Source organism: Cylindrospermum stagnale PCC 7417, from assembly GCF_000317535.1.
Classification (GTDB): domain Bacteria; phylum Cyanobacteriota; class Cyanobacteriia; order Cyanobacteriales; family Nostocaceae; genus Cylindrospermum; species Cylindrospermum stagnale.
Genome location: NC_019757.1, coordinates 6,612,159 through 6,636,745 on the forward strand (window position 1 = coordinate 6,612,159; position 24,587 = coordinate 6,636,745).

The following is a 24,587-nucleotide window of genomic DNA, read 5'->3' on the forward strand; positions in this document are numbered from 1 at the left end:
GAAGTACAGCGGTTTTATCTTTAATTCAACCTACCTAAATTGGATTCAGGTTACTTAAAAAATCAAGGGCAGATTTTACATTAAATTAAGTATTTTCTTGTAAGCCGCTAACCTAAAATTTTCGTACCATACACTGACGATAGATGTAATAGAATAGAATGAGCGCTAGACGCTCAGTCTAAGGTACTGGTAACCGAGCATCAATCTTTAAAAAGATTGATATTTTGCGTTTTTACCCAAAAAAATTCCAAATATCTGCCTAAAAAGTGATAACACTGACCGCAAGTAGTGCTAGAGTTTCAAGAAATTTATCGGAAATTTTCAGCGGGTATCGATGCTGAAGAAACTACAGAAAAAACAAATTTCGCTGATTGCCGGTGTAGGACTGTGTGCCTTTCTCGCCGGGGCAATGGTGTCAGCGCCTCAGTTAGGAAAAAACCTAGGGCAATGGCTCAAACTCAGTAAGAGTGAGCCTGAGCAAGTCTCTGAAGCCAACAAAGCCACATCAGCCGTGTTTCCACTGGTCTCACAGTCTCTGCCAGAAAGAGCGGCAAAACTAGCCACAATTGCCCAAGGTTCGCGATCGCTAGATCGGGAACGTGCCCGTTATCTTTTGGCTAGTGATTACGTTGAAAGAACCCAAGCGAAAAAAGCGCTGAGTTTACTCGAAGGACTAGATAAAGACTATCCGGCGCTAGCGCCCTACGTGTTGCTGAAACAGGCCCAGGCTCAGGATATGCTGTCTGAAGGCGGCAAAGCCTCGGATCTGCGGCGAGAAGTGCTGAGAAAGTATCCCAAAGAAGCGGCCGCAGTTAAAGCTATATATCTGATCGCCCAACCAAAACTACAAGATCAAGCGATCGCTCAATTTCCTTCTCATCCCCTGACTTGGGAAATTATCCGCAAACGGTTAAAAGAAAATCCCAATCAGCCAAAATTACAATTAATTCTGGCAAAATATGCCTTTAACCAACCAGGAATAGTAGGTGTATTGGATCAGCTGGTGAAACAGCCCAATCTCAAACCCGAAGACTGGGACATCATTGGTACAGCTTATTGGGAAAATAGTCAATTTACGAAAGCGGCAGCGGCTTGTGCCAAAGCACCCAAGACAGCGCGCAATCTTTACCGCACTGGCAGGGGTTTACAAGTAGGGGGCAAAGAACGGGAAAATGCGATCGCCACCTATAAACAACTAGTACAGCAATTCCCCACAGCACCAGAAACTGGAACTGCCGGACTGCGGTTAGCAGAAATGGCTTCAACCAAAGACGCCATACCCTACCTTAACCAAGTCATCAGTAAATCTCCAGACCAAGCCAGTACAGCACTGGTACAAAAAGCCAAAGCCTTAGAAGCCCTGAAGGATAGCAAATCAGCCGGCGCAGCTAGAGAATTACTCCTAGGCAAGTACGCCAATTCTGATGAAGCAGCAGAATATCGCTGGAAAATAGCCAAAGAGAAAGCCAAAGCCAAAGATTACATCGGGGCATGGCAATGGGCAGAACCAATTGTTACCAACAACCCCAACAGTATTTTGGCTCCTAGAGCCGGCTTTTGGGTGGGTAAATGGGCAACTATCTTAGGCAAACAGCAAGAGGCTAAAACGGCTTATGAATACGTACTGAGCCAATTTCCCCAATCTTATTACGCATGGCGAGCCGCAAACATTTTGGGGCTGAATGTTGGTAGCTTTAATAATGTTCGCCTCATGAGTCCGGAAGTTGTTTCACCCCAGCGTCCAGTACCTCCGGCAGGTTCTGAGACTTTTAAAGAATTATATCTGCTAGGTCAAGACCGTGATGCTTGGTTGCAATGGGAAACAGAATTTCTCAATAAAGCCCAGCCCACTGTACCAGAGCAATTTACCGAAGGGTTGATGCAGTTGACAAGGGGAGAAAATTTATTAGGAATTAACACAATTTCTAAATTAGAAGACCGGGAAACACCCGAAGACAAAGCACAGTATGAAGCTCTTAGCAAACAAATCACCTACTGGCAAGCCCGTTATCCGTTTCCCTATCTCAAGGAGATTTCAAAATGGTCTGCGGAACGGAAAGTTAATCCCCTGTTAGTTACTGCCCTGATGCGGCAAGAATCTCGGTTTGAGGCTAAAGTTAAATCCCCTGTTGGTGCTACCGGCTTAATGCAGATCATGCCAGACACAGCTAAATGGATAGCTCCACAAATCAAGTTAGACATTAAAACAATTAACTTAGAAAAGCCCGACGATAACATCATGCTGGGGACGTGGTATATGGAGCATACCCATAAGATATATAACAATAACTCCTTATTAGCGATCGCTAGTTATAATGCTGGCCCCGGCAACGTTGACAAGTGGTTGAGAACTTTGCCGAGAGAAGATCCAGATGAATTTGTTGAAGATATTCCCTTTGACGAAACCAAAAATTACGTCCGGCAAGTATTTGGTAATTACTGGAATTATCAGCGACTATACAACCCAGAAGTATCCGCCCTAGTGAGTAAATACTCGGCTGAACATCCAAAATTACCAACGCCGTAAGCAATTCAAAATGTCAACTCAGCAAGTCTATTTACCTGAAAATCGCTGTCAGAGTTTCTAGTAAGCTAAATTACATCTAGTTTGGATAATGTTAAATTATGCATTTCTGCTAGGGTAGGCGGATCGAGATCTCAAAATATACAAGTTATCTCATCTCCAGTTAATTAGAAGTGAATTGTCTGAATAAACTTAATGTTGGTGATAGAGATATACCAGTTTGTCAAGGATGTAGGAATTTTTCCTAAATTAATTGAATTGAGAAAACTGTTATGTTTCATCCTCCCATTGAAAAACTAGTTGAGAACAAACGATTTGTTGAAGCTCTGTATTTCGGTGTAATTGATTTAGCATCAAACCCGACAAGTGAACTACATTTATATCTAGGAATAGCTTGTTGTGCTACAATCAAGCCAATTGCAGAAATAGAACGTTATTTAGCTATTTAACAGGTCAAGATGATCAATCATCTATACTTCAAAGAAATAAACATTTTAAAATGGATATTCATTCTTTGATGCAAAAATTTACCGAACTTGGTTATGTGACAGTCGGAAGAGGCCCAAAACATCCTGAATCACCTAGCCTAGAATTACAAAAAGAAATTGATAGTTTCCTCGAACAATATTCTTTTCTACGAAAAGATCCGGGATATATTGATTTTCTGGAATATTATTCTGGAGCAATGGTTGATTGGCCTAAAGGAGAATTAGTCATAGCAATATTTGGCTTTTTAGAAGAAATAAGCTTTCATCTGATTAAAGATGGGGGTGAAGTGATTGATGATGATGGATTTTATGCGTTTTGTACTTCGGTGGTTCGAGTTGGAGAAGGTCAAGATATGGAAAACGAATCTATAGGTTTAGGCTACACGTTCGATGCTACCGGAACTCGGCGTTGGGGTGTTTACCGTTCCATTGAAGGTGGAGAATGCGAATGGTATTGCGATAGCTTCCTGGAATGGCTGGAAAAACTTATCGATAAAAATGGGTTACTGGTGTAGAGAGGAGCAAGTTGCAATTGTTGTGACTTGGAGAATGCACTAATACTTTTTACTTTGATTGGTAACTATAATAATTTCCTTTGAAATTACAGATTTAGAGGCTAGAGAATATCTCCAATCTGATATGAACCAAGCTTTGGAAACAGCTAAAAATGCCTTTAGTGATTTTATGTTGTTTGCAACCCAGACTTTAGAGTCTACTTCAGAGTCAAACCTAATTTCTTCAGTCTTAGGGGTTAATTCTCAAGAATTGCAAAATAAACCTGAAATTGCTCAAGCTGCTGTTGATAATTTATACACAAACTTAAAAGACTTATTAAGTGAAGGCACATTACAAAACCCTGAGCAAATAGTTATTGCAAATTCTCGTATCAATTCCTTACAAGAGACGCTGCAATCTCAAGGAATCAATATCAGTGAAGAAATGGAGGAATTAACTAATAAATTAGAATAAATTTCGGGTTCACCTAGTATTCAGCAGAATTTACCATTAATTTTTGCTAATTTACAAAATTTTATTAACGACATTGACAAGTCTCCTGAAAAATTGGGAGAGACATTTGATGCAATAATTCAGTCTGTAAGTGACGAATTATTAACTGCTCAAAAACAGCAACTAGAACAAAAGCAACAATAGCAGTATAAACAATCAGCGCAAGAAGCGATCGCCGAATCTTTCAGATCGTTGGGTATCCCCTCATTTGCTGGTGATGAAGCAAATTCACCAGTAAAAATAGCCCTACTAGATTTAGATAAATTATTTTGGCGTATTGATCAGCGGTTACAGGAACTACCAGCAGGTAAATTTGAGGGGAGAAAAGAGGTTGAATTGTTAATTGAAATTGAAGAATTCAGAGAGCAGTTAGGTGTTTATGAGAGACTTATCATAAAAATAGATGAAAATCCAGATATAGGGTTGGCTTCTACTTCTTTATGAACTTGTATATTAAGATCTCCCAACCCACGTCAGTCCGCACAACTTTAGTCATATGAGCAAGGTTGGGTTGTAGCTTGCTTCTGCGGAGCAGTAAGAAGTGAAACCCAACACAACCTCGGAAATGTTGGGTTTCGTTCCTCAAGCCAACCTATGCAGTTTAGGGTTTTTGGCTCTAACTGAACCGTATTAACCTAACCTATTAACTAGTAACGAATCTAGCCGATTGACTTCAAGTAGTTCCTGAGAGTGGCGATGTTTTCATCATAGGCAGATTCCTGACCTATGGAAACTTTGCTTCTCACAAAAGGCTTAAATGTTAATTCCCTAGCAGCAAAGAAATTATTAAATCCATCCGGTTGAAGAGTATCTCCGTTGAGACCAATTGCCCAGAAATTAGATTTGTAATACTCTAGCTCTTTGATTGTAGATTCGACCGATGCTTGTTCCTCGGCACGGATGTTTGCTATGTATCTCTCTAGTGTTGTAATATTCTCACCGTAAGCAGAGGGTGAACCTACTGAAACACCTTGATTGTTAATGTAGTACTTGAATGATAATCCTCGTTGACTAAAGAACCCCAGGAATCCATCTGGTTGAAAAGTATCTCCGTTGAGACCGATTGCCCAGTTATTATTCTGGTAATTCTGAAGTTCTTTGAGCTTATCTTGAGTAGCTCTAATCTCTTGTGCAGGAATTAATGAAACCTGTCTGGCAGCAACCAAGGTAACTGTAGCCATAGTTGAAATCTTTTTCCATGATTTACTGTACTCAGAATATTAGAGATGCCAACAAAAATAAATCATCCCCTAGAGTAGTAGAGGAGTTGCTGAATAGCAGTATATTTGTGTATTTTAGTCAGTTTTGGGGTGATGTTTCATAGGAGGGAAAAACAACAGTTGCTACAATTCTTCTTAACTGAACCGTATTGGTTAATAGGTAGTCGAGAGGGCGCAAAGAGCGGGCACTTTGCACCATCACACATAGCAGAACAGAGACGCTTGCTGTAAAAAATTTGTAACTTTAATACAGCAATGGTTGATTAATTTATTGCGTAATTAGCAGTAATTTTTCTAGATCACTTATTAGGACACAAAGTGCGATCGCTTTTCGTCACCTTCGGATTATGCAACAGATAGTCATTTATTAAACCACAACCATTATCCAGTAAGCTTTCCAGCTTAATATCTGCCAGATTTCGCCAAATCACCGTACCATTACCACTACCCGCAGCCAGAGTTTTACCATCAGGGCTAAAACTGACACTGGTTAACTCATCCTTATCACCCTTCAAAGCAATCAGCAGCGTCCCTTCCCGGTTCCACAGCCTCACCTTATCATCACTGCTGACAGCCAGAGTTTTACCATCGGGACTAAAACTAACACTGATGAAACCATCACCATCCCCTGAGAGAGTTTTGAGAAAAGTCCCTTCCCGGCTCCAAAGTTTCACTGTACTATCAATACTGGCTGAGGCTATAGTTTTTCCATCAGGTGACCAGGCTACACCATTTACCCGCCGGCTATGACCAGTTAAGTTGTGCAGCAGTTTACCATCACGTCCCCAAACCTTCACCGTAGCGTCATCACTGGCTGATGCTAACAACTGACTATCAGGGCTAAAGCTGACCCAATTCACGGCGTTGGTATGTCCCTGCAAAGTATTCAGCAGTTGACCATCGCGACTCCAGAGTTTCACTGTTTTATCTTTGCTAGCTGAAGCGATAGTTTCTCCATCAGCTGACCAAGCTACACCTAAAACCGCATCTTTGTGACCCTTCAAAGTATTCAGCAGTTGACCATCGCGACTCCAGAGTTTCACTGTTTTATCTTTGCTAGCTGAAGCGATAGTTTCTCCATCAGCTGACCAAGCTACACCCCAGACTTGATCCTCATCACCTGGTAAAGTATTCAGCAGTTGACCATCGCGACTCCAGAGTTTCACTGTTTTATCTCGACTCGCCGCCGCCAACGTTTTACCATCAGGACTAAAACTGATGCTAGTAATCCAATCATTATTAGCTTTGGGGTTTCGCAGCAACACATCATCCCATCGCCAAAGTCTAATAGTTTTATCCCGACCGGCAGAAATCAAAGTCTTGCTATCTGGACTAAAGCTGACACTATTTACCCAATTATTATGTCCCTTCAAGGTTCCTAACAGTGCACCAGACCGACTCCAGAGTTTAATTGTCTCGTCGGTACTAGCTGAAGAGATTGTTTGACCATTAGGACTAAAACTCACACTAGTCACACCAGCACTATGTCCCGACAGAGTTCTCAAAAACTTACCGTCTCGACTCCAGAGTTTCACCGTCTTATCTAAACTGGCGGTAGCAATTGTTTGACCATCCGGTGACCAAGCTACACTTTTAACGGCATCTTCATGTCCCTGTAAAACCTTCAGCAATTTACCTTCTCGACTCCATAGCTTGGTTATATTGTCAGCACTCACCGCCGCAATTATTTGACCATCAGGCGACCAAGCTACACCCAAAACCGCATTACCAAACCCTGTTAAAGTGTTGAGCAGTTGACCGTCACGACTCCACAATTTCACCGTTTTATCTAAAGAAGCAGAAGCAATAATTTGACTATCGGGACTAAAACTGACACCATTTACCACAGCCTGATGCCCTGATAAAGTAGCCAGCAGCTTACCCTCCCGACTCCACAGTTTTATCGTCTTATCCTGACTAGCGGAAGCAATAATTTGACTATCAGGGCTGAATGTAGCGCTATTCACCACATCATCATGCCCCGCCAAGGTGTGTAACAAGCTACCATCAGGACGCCAAAGGTCGATAGTTGCGTCTGCACTGGCTGAGGCAATCAAAGAACCATCAGGGCTGAATGTAGCGCTATTGACCCCAGACAAATGTCCCTCCAAGCGATTGCGCTCTTTTACCCCGTAAACTGCCTGGTATAGGGACGTTAGCACCAGTTGCCGCGTATAGGAATCTACCCAGATATTCTGTTGTAATTTTCTGCCAGCCTTCAAACCTTCTTTGACAGCATCGATGCCTTTTTGTGAGGCAAAAAGTGCTTCACTGGATGCACTGAGGGTTTTAATTTCGCTATCTACTGCGGTGATTATAGAAATAGTTAACCCGAATATGGCAAAAATAGAAGCACCAAGGGCAATTTTCAGGGAACGATTTAAGCGAACTTCACTCAGCCGTTGTTTTTCTTGACTTTCGACTAATTGAGTAGTTAACTCTTTTTCTTTAAGTTCGGCTCGCAGGTGTTCAATTTCTAACTGAGTCAGTTCTTCTCGCTTGCGTAGCTCCCGCAGTTCTGTAACTAAATCTAATCCCTGTTGGGGTTGAGTATCTACCAATTTAGCTTGCTGCTTTTTTTGCCGCAGTTCGCTTTTAAGTCGCTCAATTTCCGTTTGACTTTGGTCTACTTTGTCACGTAATTGATTCAGTTGTGCCTGTAAGCTAGATTCTTGTTGTTGGAGGTAGCGAATCAAGTCTACTAAATAATCATGAATTAGTTGATAGCGTTCGGGAACATCGGGGAATAACACTACTAACCCAGAGCGCACTAAAATATCTAAAACTAACTCTAATTTGGCAGCATCTTCTAATTCTGCTAGTTCTGCTGCTAACTCAGCACGGGTTTTAAATGGACGTTTGTTACTTTCATCTGTTAATAAATACAAGACGAGTAAAGCTGCGCGTTCATTTTCGGTTCCGCAGTCTTTAATCAGTTCTTTGATGTAGCGCTCGATCAGTTTATTTGGTCGATAGGGCTGATATTGCTCTAATTTGGTAATGCGCTCATCTTGCAGTTGTGCTCCCACTACCTGCAACTCAATCGGGCGGACTTCTCCTAGTTCTGCTGATAAATCTTCGACTAAGGCATCAATCAAAGTAGGTTCTAAATTAAATTGCGATCGCTCGGTTAACTTTTGGATAATAGCTCTGGCATATTCTGGGGAAAAATTATTTAACTGATAGCGGATATTTTTGTCAAGAATATTATTATTAATTGCTTCCAGTGCCGAGAGATGTTTAAATTCTAATAATCGATGTAAATAATCTTCTCGCAAAGATAAGATAACTTTGACAAAGGATATATTCAGACAGTCGCTAATAAATCTATCAAATTCTTGCTTTTGATTGCGGTCAGTATAACCAAAGAAATATTCTTCAAATTGGTCAAAAATTAAAACCGTAATTAAATGGTTATCAGCATTTTCGCGTAATTGCTGCCAAATCTCGTCAATGGTGGTGGGTGTAGCCAGTTCAATGGCTGGACTTCCCTTAATCAGAGAGACTGCCGCTGTTAAAGATTTCCCTAATTCCCGCACCCAATCGGTATAAACTTGTAGTACCACAGGTACGGCAATTTGATCACCAATAGCGCGATTTTGCAATGCTGGGACTAAGCCTGCGCTGACGGTTGAACTCTTACCCACTCCTGATTGACCGTGAATCACCGTTAACTTTTGATCAGCGCGGCTAATTCTGCCAATTAAGTTATTAATATCACCTTCCCGACCAGAGGCAGCAATTTCTAAAGCGACGCTGCGATTGCCGGTAGATGACATCAAAGCTGGGTTGGTGGCTTGTCTTTGGGGTTGGAGACGACCGGCACCGATGAAAGCGCGAAAGCCGTACTGCTGCTCAACAGAACGGCGTTTTTGGCGAATAATGTATGCTTCCAGATAGCGACCTGCTTCAAAATAAAGCGATCGCATATTCCGCAATAAGCGAATATAACGATGGGCATCATATTGATGCTCGCTATTTTCTAAAGCTGCTGACAGTTCTAAAGTTGCTTTTTCTAGATATTCATCAGCTATGTCTTGCTCACCTATATGACGCTGTGCCTTCGCTAAAATCAAATAATAAATTTGTCCCAGCAGCAAGGGAAACAAGCTGTGATGTGGTTCATGATGTTTTTGTGCTTCCCCTAATTTCAGTAGCGCTACATGAGCTAAAATACTCGCTTGCACCCACCTGAATTGCTGCACAGCTACTTGAGCCAGAAAACCGTAGTCGCAGGCCAGTTGAATTTGGCTACCATAATTTTGATGCAACTCCAGAGACTCTTGAGCAATAAGTTGCAATTCTGACCATTCTTGGAGATGTTGCAAAACTTCAGCGAGTTTAGCAATAAACTCAGCAACTAAATCTACACGTTTAGCTACATGAAAAACATTCAAACATTGCTGAAAATAATATTTAGCGTCATACCAATGACGGCGATTTTCTGTTTGATTTTGTTCTGCCAAACGGGAATAACATAAACCAATGTAAAAAAATAAAACTCCCTGGCGTAGCAGATGAAGCGACGGAGAGACAGGAATAGGAGATTTCGATGAATTTTCCCATTCTACAATACCTCTTCTTCTCTCTCTTCGCTGCCTCTGTCCTTCTTTTATCGTTTCTTCTTGCCAAAATTGCCAGCTTTGGAGAAAGTGGGTTAAAGCTAACTTTATCCGGTCACTGACATAATCATCTAGACCAAAAACAAATTGCAGACTAGCATTTAATTCTGGCTCTAAGCTAATACCGCGATGTTCTAACTCTTTAATCGCAAACTGGAGTTCATAACTGCGCTGCCAGACTTGCTCTAAAGTGAAATTATCAACATTTATTTGATTATTTTGATCAGTGTTAGCGTGTAACACTGTGGCGAACAAAGAGTCAGTTTCTTGTTGCAGAAATAGCAACAAATCTGGAGAGGTCATTTCAAACCGAATCGGTGTTGCTGCCCAACTAGCGAAATCTGGTGCCAAGCGCACTAGCTTTTGCAATACTTCTTCATTTACCCACAAAACCATTGGGAAGGTGTGGCGTTTGCGAAATTCGTCGCGAATGTGATTGATCGAAGTTAGTAAGTCATCAAGTCCATCTACTGACTCTAAACCCAAGATCATTAATGCTAAGGGTTGATCAACCGTTAGCTGGAAATGGATAGTTGTATAAAGACTTCTGGCATTGCGGGGCAAAACTACCTTTTGAATTTGGTAAGCTCCCATCGTCAGTTCTGTAAGTCTTTGCAGGAGTAGCTCCTGCAAGACTTGATAGTTACAGCACACCAAAACCACCGAGAATTGACCACTAGAGAGGGAAATTGCCCTCCCCAAACTCCGCAGAGCACGCTCGTTAGCCGCTGTTATATCTACTGGTGGGTGTCGTTCAACCATGATTTAAATTTTTGCGTTTCGGCTAACACTGGGTTGACGGCAAACCAAGCACCCTGGCGATCGCGATATTCAAAGACAAATAAACTCCGCAACAGAGTGTGGTACTCAATTTCACCGCCAACTCGTTGCTTTTGCACCACCTGAAAAATTAAATCCCACTCATGGGGGTCGATGGCTTTGGCTCGGTAATCTCGCTGTCTTTGAATCACCAATTCGACACAGTCACGGTCAAAGGGTGGATCTTGGTCACGGAGACAGTCAAACAGCAACCCTAGCAAGTCGCGCACATGACCACCACTGATCAGACACAACCGATCTAAAGTTTCCAGACTATCAAATACCTCCGTAATCAAGCCTAACCGATCGCCTACCAAAATGTCGGGGAAGGCTCTAGCCAAAACCATTTGCCGCATCAGTTCTAGCCCTTCGGGAAAAATTTCCCCAGAACGTAGACGCACGGGTATCATTGGCAATACTTTTGGTGCTACCCCACCCCCCAAGCGGTGTTGGAGTTCGGCGCTATCGTTAGAGAAAGTGATAGCTAGGGGAATTGTGTAAACTACGTGGCAATGCAGTTTGCGTAATTGTTCACCCCGCTCGATGAATAAATATTCAGGAAGCGATCGCCCCGATGGTAAAGGACGAATTGCTACTCTGTCTAGGTTATCGACAATTACCACCAGTCCTTTTTTGCCTTTAGCTTTGAGTACAGCGTTAGCAGGTTCTAGCAGTTCTTTGTTAATTGAGAACAGAATATTTTCTGTCCGTGGTTCCAGATAGTCTCTTAAGCGTCGCCGTAATTGGGGGCTTTCTTTCGTTTTAGCGGTAATTTTGGCAATTCCAACAGACAATTCAGCTTCAACCCCAAGTTCAATCGGGGTTTGCAGAAAATCCACCACCTCAGCAAACAACTTGGTAAAGTAGCTAGGTTTGAGGCGAATTTGCATCGCTTCTAGGCTTTCACTCACCTGACCTGCGATCGCCAACAGAATATCAGTCACATCCACATCCGCCATTTCCAGCACACGGGTGGACTCAAAATAAACTACCTGAAATTTCTGTTCCTCCAACTCAGCTTTCAGGCGCAACAACTCCGTGGATTTACCACAACCAAGGTGTCCTGTAAATAGCTGACAGGTTGGTGCATCCGGCGAGATGCGGGTGATAGTGCGCTGCAAAGCCTCAATAATTTTGCCCCCCCGCACCGAGGCAAAATCGATATAGTACCGGCGATCGGCAGCATTTCCTATCATTAGTGGTCTGCTGGGATTGCAAGCCTGATAAAATCTTTCTAAATCTAGGAGCATAACTAATCGAATTCACTCAGGAATAGGGACGACAAAAACACAATAAATATATTTACTTTTGGGAATTAATACTTGACTGTAGTACATCTTACTCAAATTACATTCCAAAATAGCAGCACTCCGGATAGTTTTACATATATATGTACTACAGGGGAATGCCTCATTTAAAAATAAAGGCAGCAGAAATACCCTTACAAGTAAAACACTCATAAACTACTTGCACAACACAAAAGCAAATATTTTTCTGCCCCGTGCCTTCTGCTTTATTTTCTAGTCAAAGCTGCCAAAACTGCCGACTATTAAAAATCTATTGCTATAAATTGTAAAAATATCTGAAACAGAAAAAGGTACTATTAAGTACAATTAAAAATTTAGCTCCTGCTAATTTAACCCCACAAAATTTTCATAGCTGGGTTAATTTATGTAGATAAAATTAGTGTTATTTAAATATAAATTCGCCGTCAAAGCAAGTGCTGTTAACATCCAACTGCAAGTAATTCCCGATCAATCCTTACAAATTCCTAAACGCAGGCAATCTTCTGGTTGGTCATCTCTAGCAGCTATTGCCCACGGTACTAGGTGTAACTGAGTATTTGTGCTGAAGACCCTCTGAACAACTGTGATGGGAAACATCTGCTGAAAGAATGGCACGCCACTACTAGCAAAGCCGGCACTGGAATTGTACAGATAAACTGGCAAGGCCATTAATCCCGCGCAAATTGTCCTATTCATACAAAACCTCAGTTCAAGAGTTCCGATTGCGTTATAGGAGACACCATCTTGATGAACCGGAGTTTAAAAACTGAGCATTGTATGCTGATATTGTGGCAATTTACTAAATATTGCTGACCATAGAGACTTGATTTATCAATTAAATTTCCGATTCTAACCTTTTTTTAAGGTAGGCATTGCCTACAAGATGGCTTCCTACTCACTTATGCAGACGCAACCCCAAAGAACCGGACAAAAATCTCACAGCAGCCAAAAACCTCTTTTGGTAGCGGCTTCGCCAGATAAAATAGTTAACGGAGACTGGGTAATTGGTAATTGGTAATTGGTAATTGGTAAGAGTTTTTCCCAATCCCCAATCCTCAGTCCCCAATCCCCAATTCCCAATCATCAGTACCGCGTGCAGCGCTTTGACTTATGACGCCTTCACCAGACATAGATACTATTAATTCTCCCGATATTGACCTAGAAGGATACGGCAACTCAGAAGTTGATCCGCTTGATGACTTACCCGATGAGGTGGAAATGTCGCTTTTCGACCACCTTGAAGAATTGCGCTACCGGATTTTTTATTCTCTAATTGCCGTAGCAGTCAGCATTATCGGCTGTTTTCTCGCCGTCAAGCCCCTAGTGCAATTACTGCAAGTCCCGGCTCAAGGCGTTAAATTTCTCCAACTAGCTCCCGGAGAATATTTCTTTGTCTCCTTCAAAGTCGCAGGTTATAGCGGCTTGGTGCTTGCTAGTCCGTTTATTCTTTACCAAATTATCCAGTTTGTGCTGCCAGGACTGACTATCCGCGAACGCCGTTTGTTAGCGCCTGTAGTTTTGGGGTCGAGTGTGCTATTTCTGGGGGGGTTAGTATTTGCTTACTTGCTACTTATCCCCGCCGCTTTAAAATTCTTTATCAGCTACGGCGCGGATGTAGTGGAGCAATTGTGGTCGATTGATAAATATTTTGAATTTGTGCTGTTGCTGTTGTTCAGCACTGGGTTAGCTTTTCAAATTCCGATTATCCAATTGTTGCTCGGTAATTTAGGAATTGTCTCTTCACAAAAAATGGTGGCTGGTTGGCGTTTCGTAATTATGGGCGCAGTGATTTTGGGTGCTGTGCTGACACCGTCTACTGATCCTCTAACCCAAAGTCTCTTAGCAGGAGCAGTTTTAGGTCTTTACTTTGGTGGTGTTGGTTTAGTTAAGCTCATAGGTAAATGACGATCAGGTGGCTCTAATTGAAAATTCACGCATTCAAAATGTCAATTTACAAGTAAATGAAACAAATAACTGATTATTGCCTTGTTTTGGACTATTTTTACGCTCTGTAAATTTATCAGATAGGGGCGATAACAGGTCATAACATCCATTCTGAAGCGCGTTCACCCAACTCTAGAGGAATGCTAACAGCTTTACCGAGTCGAGGGCGATCGCGTGTTTGGGTAATGAATTTTTGCACTTGTGTTGTCCCACCCAAGGCAGAAAGATAATTAGCAATCCCATCGAGATGTTCTTGGTACTCTGCCTCGCTTAAGGGAAAAGACGCTTGCTCAAGGTATTTCCACATCACTTGCAGAAATATCTTCCCCTGTGTCCGCCGAAACTGGACATCGTAAGAGTAGCCCCACTTGTCAATCAACATTTGGCGTAATTCCTGTCCTGTCATACCAATTTTGGATTTTGGCTCATAGATTTTCGATTGGGAAGACTCATGATTGGGCTGTTCCATCGATTTGAAACAATATGGACTATCCCAATTTGGGGTCATGGCTTTTCTCAATTAGATTTTACATTTAGTTATGATATTAAGTTCCGTAACTCCAGTATGATAGGGATATAAAGAAATGTAATGCTAACAGAAAAGATGCTAAATATATCTTGCAACAAAGAAGTATGGCATCGTTGTGAGCGTTAGCATTTCGACTCAGACGAGAGTTGCTCAAGTACTGGTACTCTGGTCACTAATGCTTATCAAAATACACAAAGAGCGCGTAGATTATGGCTCAATTTTCTGAATCCGTGGACGTGCCCGATATGGGGCGTCGTCAATTCATGAATCTGCTCACTTTTGGGACTGTCACAGGGGTGGCACTAGGTGCATTGTATCCCGTTGTTAATTACTTTATTCCACCTGCTAGCGGTGGTGCTGGTGGCGGGGTGACGGCAAAAGACGAATTGGGCAACGAAGTTAGCGTCAGTAAATTTCTAGAAAGCCGTAACGTAGGCGATCGCACTTTAGTTCAAGGACTCAAAGGCGACCCCACCTATATTGTGGTCGAAAGCAAAGAAGCGATCGCTGATTACGGCATTAACGCCATCTGCACCCACCTAGGTTGTGTTGTTCCCTGGAATGTAGCCGAAAACAAGTTTAAATGCCCTTGTCACGGTTCCCAATACGATGCAACTGGTAAGGTTGTGCGCGGACCAGCACCGCTGTCTTTGGCTTTATCCCATGCCAACGTAAACGAAGACAAAATCGTCTTGACCCCTTGGACAGAAACCGACTTCCGCACCGACGAAGCACCTTGGTGGTCTTAAGCAGTGCTTCCTTGTTGAGTTATTAGTCCCAAGTCTCAGATAAAATCCTGACCAATGACTAATGACCAATGACTAATGACTAATAACCAATGACTAATGACTAAATTGAGATGAGAAATGCTTTCTTAACGGCGAGGATTACTCGCAGTGCTAGAGCAATGGTAAAAACATTGCTAATAGCGATCGCTACCGTGACGTTTTTCTTCACCAGCGATCTCGCCCTTCCCCAATCTGCCGCAGCCTATCCATTTTGGGCACAAGCAGCCTATCCCGAAACCCCCCGCGAAGCAACTGGGCGAATTGTTTGCGCCAACTGTCACCTAGCAGCCAAACCCACAGAAGTGGAAATTCCCCAATCGGTGCTACCTGACACCGTATTTAAAGCTGTGGTGAAAATTCCCTACGACACCAGCGCGCAGCAAGTGGGAGCCGATGGTTCTAAAGTTGGCTTAAACGTCGGCGCTGTGTTGATGTTACCCGAAGGTTTCAAAATTGCTCCTGAAGAACGCATTCCTGAGGAGATGAAAGAAGAAATCGAGGGTCTATTCTATCAACCCTACAGTGAAGAGAAAGAAAACATCGTCATCATTGGCCCCCTACCAGGCGAACAATACCAGGAAATCGTCTTCCCTGTTCTTTCTCCCAACCCCGCAACTGACAAAAATATCAATTTTGGTAAATATTCAGTACACGCAGGCGGTAACCGGGGACGTGGACAAGTTTACCCCACCGGTGAAAAGAGCAACAACAACATTTACAACGCTTCCGCCACTGGCACAATTAGCAAAATTGCCAAAGAAGAAGATGAAGACGGTAACGTCAAATTTGTAGTTAGCACCAAAACCGCAACTGGTGATATTGTCACTGATACAGTTCCCGCAGGCCCAGACCTGATTGTTTCTGAAGGCCAAGCAGTTACATCTGGTGATGCTTTGACCAACAACCCCAACGTCGGTGGTTTCGGTCAAGATGATGCAGAAATCGTCCTCCAAGACGCGAACAGAGTCAAATGGTTGGTTGCATTCATCTCACTCGTGATGTTAGCGCAAGTCATGTTAGTGCTGAAGAAGAAACAAATCGAAAAAGTCCAAGCAGCCGAAATGAATTTCTAAATTCTCTGCTAAATAATTAACTCGTAGGACAGGCATCTTGCCTGTCTTTTTTTTATTTCATATCTGAGACCAAACGTTGCAAGATTCTAAATAATTAACTTGTAGGACAGGCATCTTGCCTGTCTTTTTTTTATTTCACTATTTTCGTAGGTTGGGTAGAGCGAAGCGAAACCCAACAATTTCAACCATGATGTTGGGTTTCGTCCCTCAACCCAACCTACAACTTGTGTAAGTAAAATTGACAAAAATAGTAACACGTGTTACTATTTTATACGTTGAGTTGGAATTAATCGACGCATCTCGTCCGAACCTTGAAAACCGCATAATGAAAGTTGAGATGCGTCGATGCCTTGTACTGTAAGGCTTTCAGGCTGCCAAATTGGGATATTTTTGAAAATCTTTTGCTCTTTTTAAGAGATACGTCGATTTAGGGGTCTGAAACCCGCTCCTAGCAAGCGTTCCAAAGGTGAACTCTTTACATAACCACTTCCCCTAACGGGGATGGAAACTTGCAGTGGTATTTCCCAGTGCACCCGAACTCGCACCAAACTTTACATAACCAGTTCCCCTAACGGGGATGGAAACAAATACGAAAGAGGATCGTTTCTAAATTTCTCTCTTCTTTACATAACCACTTCCCCTAACGGGGATGGAAACTTCTTCACTAACCCCTGGGAGGCGACTACATTTTGGGTTGCCTTTACATAACCAGTTCCCCTAACGGGGATGGAAAAACCTTTCCCTCTCCTTACGAAGGAGAGGGATGTCCGTTAGGACAGGGTGAGGTTCTTCGGGAAATTTAGGGTTAAGGTGTACACACAAGTTATCCGATTACTGAAAAGCCCTCTAAAACCTCACCCTGGTTCTGCTACGCAAAACCGTCCCTCTCCTTCGCAAGGAGAGGGATGTCCGGTAGGACAGGGTGAGGTTTTTCGGGAGATTTAGAGGTTTTGGGTGGAATCTGGACTAATTAACTTTTCTAAGGCGGTTTGCAATTCTTGCGTTAAATTGCTCATACCTTGCCTAGTTGTCTGTCTGTCACCTTGAGATTTTTGCCAGCGTTCAGTAACAGAAATTGGCTCACCGATGGTGATTTGTGATGCTTTCCAACCTAAGCGGGGACGTCCTGGAAGAGTTGAATCTTTAATGCGAGAAAGCACATCGAAGATAAGTAAAAGTGTTTCCGCAAATCTTTCTGCTGTCGGCTGTTCTTTAATATAAGTAGCCGTAACTGCCACAAAACTTTCTGCTAATCTCATGTGCTGCATTCGCAAATCTGCTTCTTCAGCTATCCAATCTGCAAGTCCGCGTTTGAGGGGTGATAAAGTTTGCATATCTGGCAAATCTTCGCGGTAAATATAACTCCAGCCGGTTTCTTCTAAGCGACGACAACGGTCAATATAATTACCTTGTGACTGAATTCCAAAATATTCTTCGGCGACGTGTAAAGCTTTATCCATTAAGCGGTGTAGTCGGGCAATCAATATCTCGTTGGGACTGGCTGATTCTTCAGTGGAAATAGTTTCTGGGATGTCTTGATGGTAGAAGCGACGATAAAATTCTTCCATCTCAGAAATTAGATGTTCAGCCAAGCGACAGAGGCGTTGATAAAGAATTTCTTCGCGGTTTTGGTCGGCAGATTTATTGATTTCTTGGGCTGGTAAACCGCTATCAGCTTCTAATTTACTCAATAACCAATCTAGTTTTTGCCAAGGTGGTTGAGGATAGCGATATTGGATGGCGACGGGTATAATAAAAACTTCTTCGGAACGGTTAGCTTTTTGTAAGTCTTCTACACACCAAAACCCTAACTGGGCTACACCTGGTTCTAAGGGGCTAACTATACCACTATGTCCATTTGTACCGCCTTCGGGTGCAACGGCGATCGCCATTTTGCCATTAGCGAACAATTCCCGCGCTGTTTGGATAGCTTGCCGGTCTATGCGTTTCCCACGGCGAATTGGTATACCCCCAGCGCGAGAAAACAACCAACCTAGCCAATTACCAGCCCATAAGGTCATTCCTCGATCATAAAGGAAGTAGCTGTGCAGCGGATATTCCAGGGGAATATTTTTTTGTCGCGCTACCCGTGGCACAATGCGCGAAAGCAGATACATCATCGATAAAGGGTCTTCTACCTCTGGGTGACGAAATGCTATCAAAAAGCGAATTTTCCCAGATTGGAATTTTTGGTAGAGTTCGGCTAATACTTCGGCATTCTTAGCTTCTATCTGGATAATACCCGCCGGCAGCCAAGGACGAGTGCGAAACCGGAGGAAAAATGGCAGCAACCAATGGAGAGTTTTAAGTATAAGTGGGTTAAAACGCTGAGGAATAAATTTTAGTGGTGGTTGCGTGGAATGAATCGATTTTGGCAAGTTACTCTCCAGATGTTGTGGCGAAACAGGGCGAACCCGACTGCAAGGGGATCATCCCATTAATTCTGCCATTTTTAAAACTGTGCGATCGCTTTTATCGCAGTTTTCACTTTGGTGGAATACAACCCTACCTAACCCCCCAACCCCTTCCCGACACTCTCAGGGGGTGTAGAGACGTTGCATGCAACGTCTCTACATTTGCAGGAGACAATTAAATGTAAAATGACATTTTGTTCGTAGTGAGGGATTTATCCCTCTGTGTTTTAAGGACTGAAGTCCTGACTACGAACGGTTTTCTTTCTATGTATTCAAGCAAAGCCGAGAAGATGAACTCACCAGCAGACGCGCGACATAATGCACCAGCAACACAGCGAAATCGTGAACCTATCCTAGAGGTACTATTACAAGTACTACCCGCAACTGGCACTATTTTGGAAGTTGCAAGTGGAACTGGCGAACACGCCGTATTTTTTGCCCCGCACTTGGCACCTCGCAAATGGCTGCCTTCTGACCCAAATCCGGAATTAAGGGCTAGTATCACCGCCTGGGCGGAACAGTTTCCCTCTGATAACCTTTATCCACCCCTTGAGCTTGATGCTAGCACGCCAGTTTGGCCTGTGGAGAAAGAGCCATTACCTGACTCGCCAATTGTCGCCATTGTCAATATTAATATGATTCACATTTCGCCTTGGTCAGCTTGTCTGGGACTAATGGCGGGTGCTGGTCGTATTCTGCCGCCAAGTGGTATCCTCTATTTATATGGCCCGTTTAAAGAATGGGGAGAACATACTGCACCGAGTAATGCAGCTTTTGACGAGTCATTACAGGCACAAAACCCAAATTGGGGTGTGCGGAACTTAGAGGATGTTGTGGCAGCGGCTAAAGCACAAAACCTCAGATTAAAAGAAACTTACGAAATGCCAGCAAATAATCTTTCAGTTATATTTCAACGTGCTGAAAATTTGTGATGGAGATTAGCGGACTCGAACCGCTGACATCCTGCTTGCAAAGCAGGCGCTCTACCAACTGAGCTAAACCCCCTTAAACAATTCAAAATTCAAAATTCAAAAAGGCAGGTGATAATAGCTGCTGTTGTTATATTAACTTAGGATTGTGATTTTGCGAAAGGGATGAAGTCAGAAAATACTCAAATTGTGGCAACACTATATAAATTTGTCAGTCTGCCGGATTTTGCCGAGAAACGCGATCGCCTATTATCTTACTGCATAGACCAAGGTGCTAGGGGGACAATTTTATTAGCACCAGAAGGCATTAACGGCACCATTGCGGGTTCTCGTCGGGCAGTTGAAGCTGTTTTGTCATTTTTACGTGCCGACCCCAGGCTAGCAGACATAGAAGCCAAAGAATCTGTCGCCGAGACACCGCCCTTTGAGCGGATGAAGGTGCGGTTAAAGTCAGAAATTGTCACTTTGGGATTGCCCGAAGTTGACCCAAATCAGCAAGTTGGCACTTATGTCAACCCCCAGGAATGGAATGACTTGATTGCCGATCCTGAAGTGACTGTGATAGACACCCGCAACGATTATGAGGTGAATATCGGCACTTTCCAAAAAGCGCAAAATCCCCAAACAGCTTCATTTCGGGAGTTTCCCGAATATGTACGCCAGGAACTAGACCCGACCAAAAACAAAAAAGTTGCCCTGTTTTGTACAGGCGGTATTCGCTGTGAGAAAGCCTCATCCTTTATGCTTTCCCAAGGCTTTACCGAAGTTTATCACCTCAAAGGCGGCATTCTCAAGTACTTAGAAGAAGTCCCCCCAGAAGAAAGTTTGTGGGAAGGTGAATGCTTTGTTTTTGATGAGCGAGTTGCTGTCCGTCACGGTTTAGAAGCAGGAAATTACGACTTGTGCCTGAGTTGCGGACGCCCAATTTCTGAAGACGATAAAACTTTACCACAGTACGAAGAAGGTATTTCTTGCCACTACTGCTTTGATAGCCTCACTGAAGAAAAAAGAGCGCGTCAACAAGAAAAATGGCGACAGCAGCAATTAAAAATCCAGCGAGAAAAATGATTCCTGGTCTTTTCTCAGCGACCTTCTGCGTTAAAACTCCTCAATCTTCCGCAACAAAGTCAGACCATCGGCAATTGGCACCAAACTGAGACTCACCCGCTGGTCTTGATGTAGTTTTTGATTCAAGGCGCGAATTTTGTTAGTTTGATTATCTTGGACTTGGGGATCTGCTACCTTGCCTGACCAGAGGACATTATCGATCGCAATTAGTCCTCCTGGACGCACTAATTTTAGCGATCGCTCATAATAGTCGTCATAGCCGCTTTTATCAGCATCAATAAACGCAAAATCAAAGGTTTTAGCCTCACCATTTGCCAGTAACCGATCCAAAGTCTCTATCGCCGGGGCGATGTGCAGGTCAATTTTATCCGCCACCCCAGCTTGTTGCCAATAGCGTTTAGCGATCGCTGTAAACTCTTCACTAATATCACAAGCTACCACCTTACCCTCTGGCGGTAAAGCTAATGCCACCACCAGAGAACTGTAACCCGTAAATACCCCAACTTCTAAAGTCTTCTTTGCTCCCAACAATTGCACCAGCAACGCCATAAACTGCCCTTGTTCAGGAGAAATTTGCATCATACTCCTCGGATGTTGGGCGGTTTCCTGCCGCAGTTGGGTGAGGATTTCCGGTTCTCGCAAAGACACTGAGAGCAAATAATCATAAACATTTTGTTCTAGTCCGAGTGTTTTTTTTGACATAAATTGTTTCTCTTGACGATCTTAATCTCTCTCAGGTTGTAGGAAAAATTGGCTCTTTTCCACAAGAATCGGATTACCAATATCAATTTTTCAGCCAATGCTTCAGTTCTAGCTGTATTGGGTGCAGTCATAAAACTAGCCTAGTAGAGCTAATTTTACAAATAGGTGAGGTATTCATGACTGATCCAACTTCAATTGCTGAGTCTCTGGCAATAGCCGGGACTTTGGTTTACCTAGGGGTAGGGATTGCACCCTAGCGTTTTCTCGAATGTTGGATGATCACGAGATTTTGATTGCCTACAATCCCTCTACCCCTCTACCACTGAGCGACGGAGTGATTTTGTAATTGTAGACAGTTCCATTCACAATAGTGGCGACACAATGAAATTTTTTTCCGGTAAAGAGGGAAGCGTTACCATCCAAAGACACCCAGATGCTGGAAATACAGCATTATTTATACAGTTGGATCTAGAACCAATGCAGTTTGTAATTTTGGAATAAACGAGCGTAGAGACGTTGTATGTGTAGAGATGTTGCATCCAACGTCTTTCTTTGAATTACTTACCTACTTCCCGAATAAAATTAAAGCTATTGTGTGAAAACTACAGCAATAAACTTGCTCTTGTCAGAGGGGGTATGATGAGCCGTCCAATAATTCTAGGTATCGTCGGTGACAGCGCCGCTGGAAAAACAACGCTGACTAGGGGGATTGCTCAGGTACTTGGGCCGGAAAACGTCACCCTCATCTGTACAGACGACTACCACCGTTACGATCGCCAACAACGTGCAGAAATTGGCATCACCGCCCTTCATCCCGATTGTAACCATCTAGATATCATGCAGCAACATCTCTCGCTGCTACGCACGGGACAGCCAATACTCAAACCAGTTTACAGCCACAAAACCGGGACATTCGAGCCACCGCAATACATTAAGCCGAGTAAATTCGTGATTATTGAGGGGTTACTCGGTTATTCTACCCGTGCCGCCCGCGATTCTTACGATGTCAAAGTTTACCTAGCACCACCTGAACCACTCCGGGCCAAGTGGAAAGTTAAGCGGGATACACAAAAGCGCGGCTACACCCCAGAACAGGTGATGGCAGAATTAGAAAAACGCGAACCAGATTCAGATATGTATATCCGTCCCCAGCGACAATGGTCGGATATAGTCGTGAGTTTCTATCCCCCCAACGAAGCAGAAGACGAAAGCAATGGACATCTAAATGTGCGGTTGGTACTTCGTCCCTCAATTCCCCACCCAGATTTTACCGAGATTATCAACTCTACCAGCGATAATGATCAGTCAGCAATTCGCCTCGGACTAGACAGGGATATGAGTAAACCGGTAGATGTTTTAGAAGTAGATGGTCATGCCACCTTGGAACAGGTGAATAAGTTAGAGCATATTATGTGTTCCGATATGCCTTATTTGCGGAATATCTGCGATCGCGAAAGTAACCCCGAACTCGGCAAAATTGCTGGTACAACCGGAGAAACATTGCAAAGTTACCCCCTCGCTCTAACTCAGTTAATTATTACCTACCATATGCTCAAAGCTACGCAAATTTACCAGTAAGCAATTTAGTGGCTGGTTTCTACTCTTAATCCTTCTTATGTTGCTGCGAGTTGCTGTCGTAAAAACTGCCACTCGTGCCAACAATTTTCTGGGTCAACATCTTGGTAGCCACGGTTCTGCTCCATAGCTAATACACTATCACTTGGAAGCATAACCACAACGGAGCGATCGCGAATAGAATTAACCTCATCTTCAGTCAAGGGTGAGCCTTTTTCCAACTCATGACGGTGCAAAATCGAGGACAGGCTGGGAACAAAACAAGGGATGAGAGGGCTGTTACTCATGTGGCGTAGCCTAACTTAGTTATTTATTAGATAGCATAATGGCGGGATAATACTGAATGTTGGACACGTTAAGCCAGCCCTCAATTGCATCCTTCAGATTAGCCAGCACTTCCTCCATCGTGTCCCCTTCAGTAATACAACCGGGGAGTGCAGGAACTTCTGCCCAGTAGCCTCCCTCTTCTGCTGGATGAATAATGGCTTTAATTTTCATGGGTTTTGTTAAGCTTAACGTTCATCATTTTATCCAAAACCTCACCATTGCAAATGCGATAACTTTCATCAAAGGCAAAAAACATGAAATATTTTGCCAAATAGGCATAATTTGTAGAGTAAACAAGGGATAAATAAAGATAGCCCCCACTATGGCGTCTAATCTCTGCGTTTTGCTATGACTTATTGCCTCAGAATTGCCGACATACCAGAAAATGAACGTCCGCGTGAGCGATTAATCACCCACGGCCCAAAGATTTTAGCCACAGCAGAATTAATCGCCATTCTTCTAGGCACCGGTCAAGGACCCGGAAAACTCTCCGCCGTAGGTTTGGGACAATATATATTGCAAGAATTAGGCAAACACCAACGCGACCCCTTAGCAGTAATGCGGGAAGTTACCCCAGCCGAGTTAATGCTAATTCCCGGTATTGGCCCAGCAAAAGCGACAACCATCTTAGCCGCGATTGAATTGGGTAAACGCGCCTTTCTCTCCCGTCCCTCAGATGGTACAGCAATTGATAGCCCAGTTGTTGCCGCTGCTGCACTCAGCCAAGATTTAATGTGGCAAAACCAAGAACGGTTTGCAGTACTGCTGTTAGATGTGAAAAATCGCCTGCTGGGCACAAAAGTGATCACCATTGGCACCGCCACCGAAACCCTAGCCTCTCCCCGTGACATTTTCCGCGAAATCATTCGCCAGGGCGCAACAAGGGTAATAGTCGCACACAACCACCCCTCAGGCAACTTGGAACCTAGCGATGCAGATATAGAATTAACCCGTCAATTGTTATCAGGGGCGCAGCTTTTAGGTATTCCACTGTTAGATCATTTAATCTTAGGTAATGGCACTCACCAGAGTTTGCGCGAAATTACAACCTTGTGGAATGATTGCCCTCAAGGAGATTGAGGAAGATGGCGATTCTTGTTTGTAATTCATATCTGTCTATGCTAATATGATTGTTTGCGGGCGATTAGCACAGGGGTAGCGCGTTCCCTTCACACGGGAGAGGCCACTGGTTCAAATCCAGTATCGCCCATAGGTAATAAACAGCTAAAATGAAGGAAAGATAGGATGTAGTTAAAATCTATCCGCGGTTT

General features: G+C 43.3%; 21 protein-coding genes and 2 tRNA genes. 13 read left to right on the plus strand and 10 right to left on the minus strand.

All coding sequences use genetic code 11. From position 1 onward, the window contains the following. Positions 1-334: 334 nt before the first annotated feature. The 5 genes from CYLST_RS28035 to CYLST_RS28050 all read left to right on the plus strand — a co-directional run bounded on the left by CYLST_RS28035 (position 335) and on the right by CYLST_RS28050 (position 4,464). Positions 335-2,527 carry a lytic transglycosylase domain-containing protein gene (locus CYLST_RS28035; protein WP_015211111.1) on the plus strand — a complete coding sequence of 731 codons (2,193 nt, stop codon included), beginning with the start codon at positions 335-337 and terminating at the stop codon, positions 2,525-2,527. A gap of 269 nt (positions 2,528-2,796) precedes the next feature. Then, positions 2,797-2,973: a hypothetical protein gene (locus CYLST_RS34915; protein WP_015211112.1), complete on the plus strand. Its 177-nt coding sequence runs from the start codon at positions 2,797-2,799 to the stop codon at positions 2,971-2,973. A gap of 50 nt (positions 2,974-3,023) precedes the next feature. After that, on the plus strand, positions 3,024-3,527 hold the full coding sequence (locus CYLST_RS28040; protein WP_015211113.1) for a hypothetical protein: 504 nt from the start codon (positions 3,024-3,026) through the stop codon (positions 3,525-3,527). A gap of 124 nt (positions 3,528-3,651) precedes the next feature. Further along, positions 3,652-3,981 carry a hypothetical protein gene (locus CYLST_RS28045; protein ID WP_015211114.1) on the plus strand — a complete coding sequence of 110 codons (330 nt, stop codon included), beginning with the start codon at positions 3,652-3,654 and terminating at the stop codon, positions 3,979-3,981. Positions 3,982-4,212: 231 nt separating this feature from the next. Then, positions 4,213-4,464, plus strand: a complete 252-nt coding sequence (locus CYLST_RS28050; RefSeq protein ID WP_015211115.1) for a hypothetical protein — start codon at positions 4,213-4,215, stop codon at positions 4,462-4,464. A gap of 215 nt (positions 4,465-4,679) precedes the next feature. On the opposite strand, the gene CYLST_RS28055 is transcribed toward CYLST_RS28050, so the two are convergent. From CYLST_RS28055 to CYLST_RS28070, 4 genes are all read right to left on the minus strand, one after another. After that, a complete protein-coding gene (locus CYLST_RS28055; protein WP_015211116.1) occupies positions 4,680-5,201 on the minus strand; it encodes a hypothetical protein in 522 nt (173 codons plus the stop codon). A gap of 338 nt (positions 5,202-5,539) precedes the next feature. Then, on the minus strand, positions 5,540-10,624 hold the full coding sequence (locus tag CYLST_RS28060) for a WD40 domain-containing protein (RefSeq protein ID WP_015211117.1): 5,085 nt from the start codon (positions 10,622-10,624) through the stop codon (positions 5,540-5,542). Next, positions 10,600-11,931, minus strand: coding sequence for a P-loop NTPase fold protein (locus tag CYLST_RS28065; protein WP_015211118.1), 1,332 nt, complete (start codon positions 11,929-11,931; stop codon positions 10,600-10,602). The genes CYLST_RS28060 and CYLST_RS28065 overlap by 25 nt, the downstream gene beginning before the upstream one ends. Positions 11,932-12,435: 504 nt before the next feature. Next, the gene (locus CYLST_RS28070) at positions 12,436-12,663 is read right to left on the minus strand and encodes a hypothetical protein (RefSeq protein WP_015211120.1); all 228 of its coding nucleotides are present in this window, start codon (positions 12,661-12,663) and stop codon (positions 12,436-12,438) included. Positions 12,664-13,077: 414 nt separating this feature from the next. Between CYLST_RS28070 and tatC the strand changes: the two genes are divergently transcribed. Next, entirely contained in the window at positions 13,078-13,872 is a 795-nt protein-coding gene (tatC, locus tag CYLST_RS28075) for a twin-arginine translocase subunit TatC (RefSeq protein WP_015211121.1), read from the plus strand. Between the two features lie 136 nt (positions 13,873-14,008). Here tatC and CYLST_RS28080 read toward each other — a convergent pair whose 3' ends face one another. Beyond that, positions 14,009-14,317: a DUF3067 family protein gene (locus tag CYLST_RS28080; RefSeq protein ID WP_041233974.1), complete on the minus strand. Its 309-nt coding sequence runs from the start codon at positions 14,315-14,317 to the stop codon at positions 14,009-14,011. Between the two features lie 332 nt (positions 14,318-14,649). Between CYLST_RS28080 and petC the strand changes: the two genes are divergently transcribed. Both petC and petA read left to right on the plus strand, forming a co-directional pair. Further along, entirely contained in the window at positions 14,650-15,189 is a 540-nt protein-coding gene (gene petC / locus CYLST_RS28085) for a cytochrome b6-f complex iron-sulfur subunit (protein WP_015211123.1), read from the plus strand. 110 nt (positions 15,190-15,299) lie between these two features. Continuing rightward, a complete protein-coding gene (gene petA, locus CYLST_RS28090; RefSeq protein ID WP_015211124.1) occupies positions 15,300-16,301 on the plus strand; it encodes a cytochrome f in 1,002 nt (333 codons plus the stop codon). Between the two features lie 941 nt (positions 16,302-17,242). On the opposite strand, the gene CYLST_RS28095 is transcribed toward petA, so the two are convergent. After that, positions 17,243-18,679, minus strand: coding sequence for a lysophospholipid acyltransferase family protein (locus tag CYLST_RS28095; protein WP_015211125.1), 1,437 nt, complete (start codon positions 18,677-18,679; stop codon positions 17,243-17,245). A 326-nt stretch (positions 18,680-19,005) separates the two neighbouring features. Here CYLST_RS28095 and CYLST_RS28100 point away from each other — a divergent pair, with 326 nt between their 5' ends. Continuing rightward, a complete protein-coding gene (locus CYLST_RS28100) occupies positions 19,006-19,647 on the plus strand; it encodes a DUF938 domain-containing protein (protein WP_015211126.1) in 642 nt (213 codons plus the stop codon). Here the strand turns inward: CYLST_RS28100 and CYLST_RS28105 are convergent. Beyond that, positions 19,648-19,720: transfer RNA gene (locus CYLST_RS28105), tRNA-Ala, on the minus strand. Positions 19,721-19,809: 89 nt separating this feature from the next. On the opposite strand from CYLST_RS28105, the gene trhO reads away from it, so the two are divergent. Next, a complete protein-coding gene (gene trhO, locus CYLST_RS28110) occupies positions 19,810-20,712 on the plus strand; it encodes an oxygen-dependent tRNA uridine(34) hydroxylase TrhO (RefSeq protein WP_015211127.1) in 903 nt (300 codons plus the stop codon). A 30-nt stretch (positions 20,713-20,742) separates the two neighbouring features. Here trhO and CYLST_RS28115 read toward each other — a convergent pair whose 3' ends face one another. After that, positions 20,743-21,414 carry a class I SAM-dependent methyltransferase gene (locus CYLST_RS28115; RefSeq protein WP_015211128.1) on the minus strand — a complete coding sequence of 224 codons (672 nt, stop codon included), beginning with the start codon at positions 21,412-21,414 and terminating at the stop codon, positions 20,743-20,745. 639 nt (positions 21,415-22,053) lie between these two features. Between CYLST_RS28115 and CYLST_RS28120 the strand changes: the two genes are divergently transcribed. Further along, positions 22,054-22,992: a phosphoribulokinase gene (locus CYLST_RS28120; RefSeq protein WP_015211130.1), complete on the plus strand. Its 939-nt coding sequence runs from the start codon at positions 22,054-22,056 to the stop codon at positions 22,990-22,992. A 35-nt stretch (positions 22,993-23,027) separates the two neighbouring features. Here CYLST_RS28120 and CYLST_RS28125 read toward each other — a convergent pair whose 3' ends face one another. Both CYLST_RS28125 and CYLST_RS28130 read right to left on the minus strand, forming a co-directional pair. After that, positions 23,028-23,276: a hypothetical protein gene (locus CYLST_RS28125; RefSeq protein ID WP_015211131.1), complete on the minus strand. Its 249-nt coding sequence runs from the start codon at positions 23,274-23,276 to the stop codon at positions 23,028-23,030. Between the two features lie 19 nt (positions 23,277-23,295). Then, a complete protein-coding gene (locus tag CYLST_RS28130) occupies positions 23,296-23,487 on the minus strand; it encodes a type II toxin-antitoxin system HicB family antitoxin (protein WP_015211132.1) in 192 nt (63 codons plus the stop codon). 177 nt (positions 23,488-23,664) lie between these two features. Between CYLST_RS28130 and radC the strand changes: the two genes are divergently transcribed. Further along, a complete protein-coding gene (gene radC / locus CYLST_RS28135; RefSeq protein ID WP_015211133.1) occupies positions 23,665-24,396 on the plus strand; it encodes a RadC family protein in 732 nt (243 codons plus the stop codon). 58 nt (positions 24,397-24,454) lie between these two features. Then, positions 24,455-24,526: transfer RNA gene (locus CYLST_RS28140), tRNA-Val, on the plus strand. Positions 24,527-24,587 lie beyond the last annotated feature (61 nt).

Bases quoted from the DNA above. Each gene is read 5' to 3' on its own strand.
- CYLST_RS28065 (WP_015211118.1), bottom strand. From the start codon at position 11,931: ATGCTCCTAGATTTAGAAAGATTTTATCAGGCTTGCAATCCCAGCAGA.
- CYLST_RS34915 (WP_015211112.1), top strand. From the start codon at position 2,797: ATGTTTCATCCTCCCATTGAAAAACTAGTTGAGAACAAACGATTTGTT.
- CYLST_RS28040 (WP_015211113.1), top strand. From the start codon at position 3,024: ATGGATATTCATTCTTTGATGCAAAAATTTACCGAACTTGGTTATGTG.
- radC (WP_015211133.1), top strand. From the start codon at position 23,665: ATGACTTATTGCCTCAGAATTGCCGACATACCAGAAAATGAACGTCCG.
- CYLST_RS28100 (WP_015211126.1), top strand. From the start codon at position 19,006: ATGAACTCACCAGCAGACGCGCGACATAATGCACCAGCAACACAGCGA.
- petA (WP_015211124.1), top strand. From the start codon at position 15,300: ATGAGAAATGCTTTCTTAACGGCGAGGATTACTCGCAGTGCTAGAGCA.
- CYLST_RS28035 (WP_015211111.1), top strand. From the start codon at position 335: ATGCTGAAGAAACTACAGAAAAAACAAATTTCGCTGATTGCCGGTGTA.
- CYLST_RS28055 (WP_015211116.1), bottom strand. From the start codon at position 5,201: ATGGCTACAGTTACCTTGGTTGCTGCCAGACAGGTTTCATTAATTCCT.
- CYLST_RS28060 (WP_015211117.1), bottom strand. From the start codon at position 10,624: ATGGTTGAACGACACCCACCAGTAGATATAACAGCGGCTAACGAGCGT.
- tatC (WP_015211121.1), top strand. From the start codon at position 13,078: ATGACGCCTTCACCAGACATAGATACTATTAATTCTCCCGATATTGAC.
- CYLST_RS28080 (WP_041233974.1), bottom strand. From the start codon at position 14,317: ATGACAGGACAGGAATTACGCCAAATGTTGATTGACAAGTGGGGCTAC.
- petC (WP_015211123.1), top strand. From the start codon at position 14,650: ATGGCTCAATTTTCTGAATCCGTGGACGTGCCCGATATGGGGCGTCGT.
- CYLST_RS28115 (WP_015211128.1), bottom strand. From the start codon at position 21,414: ATGTCAAAAAAAACACTCGGACTAGAACAAAATGTTTATGATTATTTG.
- CYLST_RS28120 (WP_015211130.1), top strand. From the start codon at position 22,054: ATGAGCCGTCCAATAATTCTAGGTATCGTCGGTGACAGCGCCGCTGGA.
- CYLST_RS28125 (WP_015211131.1), bottom strand. From the start codon at position 23,276: ATGAGTAACAGCCCTCTCATCCCTTGTTTTGTTCCCAGCCTGTCCTCG.
- CYLST_RS28070 (WP_015211120.1), bottom strand. From the start codon at position 12,663: ATGAATAGGACAATTTGCGCGGGATTAATGGCCTTGCCAGTTTATCTG.
- trhO (WP_015211127.1), top strand. From the start codon at position 19,810: ATGAAGTCAGAAAATACTCAAATTGTGGCAACACTATATAAATTTGTC.
- CYLST_RS28130 (WP_015211132.1), bottom strand. From the start codon at position 23,487: ATGAAAATTAAAGCCATTATTCATCCAGCAGAAGAGGGAGGCTACTGG.
- CYLST_RS28045 (WP_015211114.1), top strand. From the start codon at position 3,652: ATGAACCAAGCTTTGGAAACAGCTAAAAATGCCTTTAGTGATTTTATG.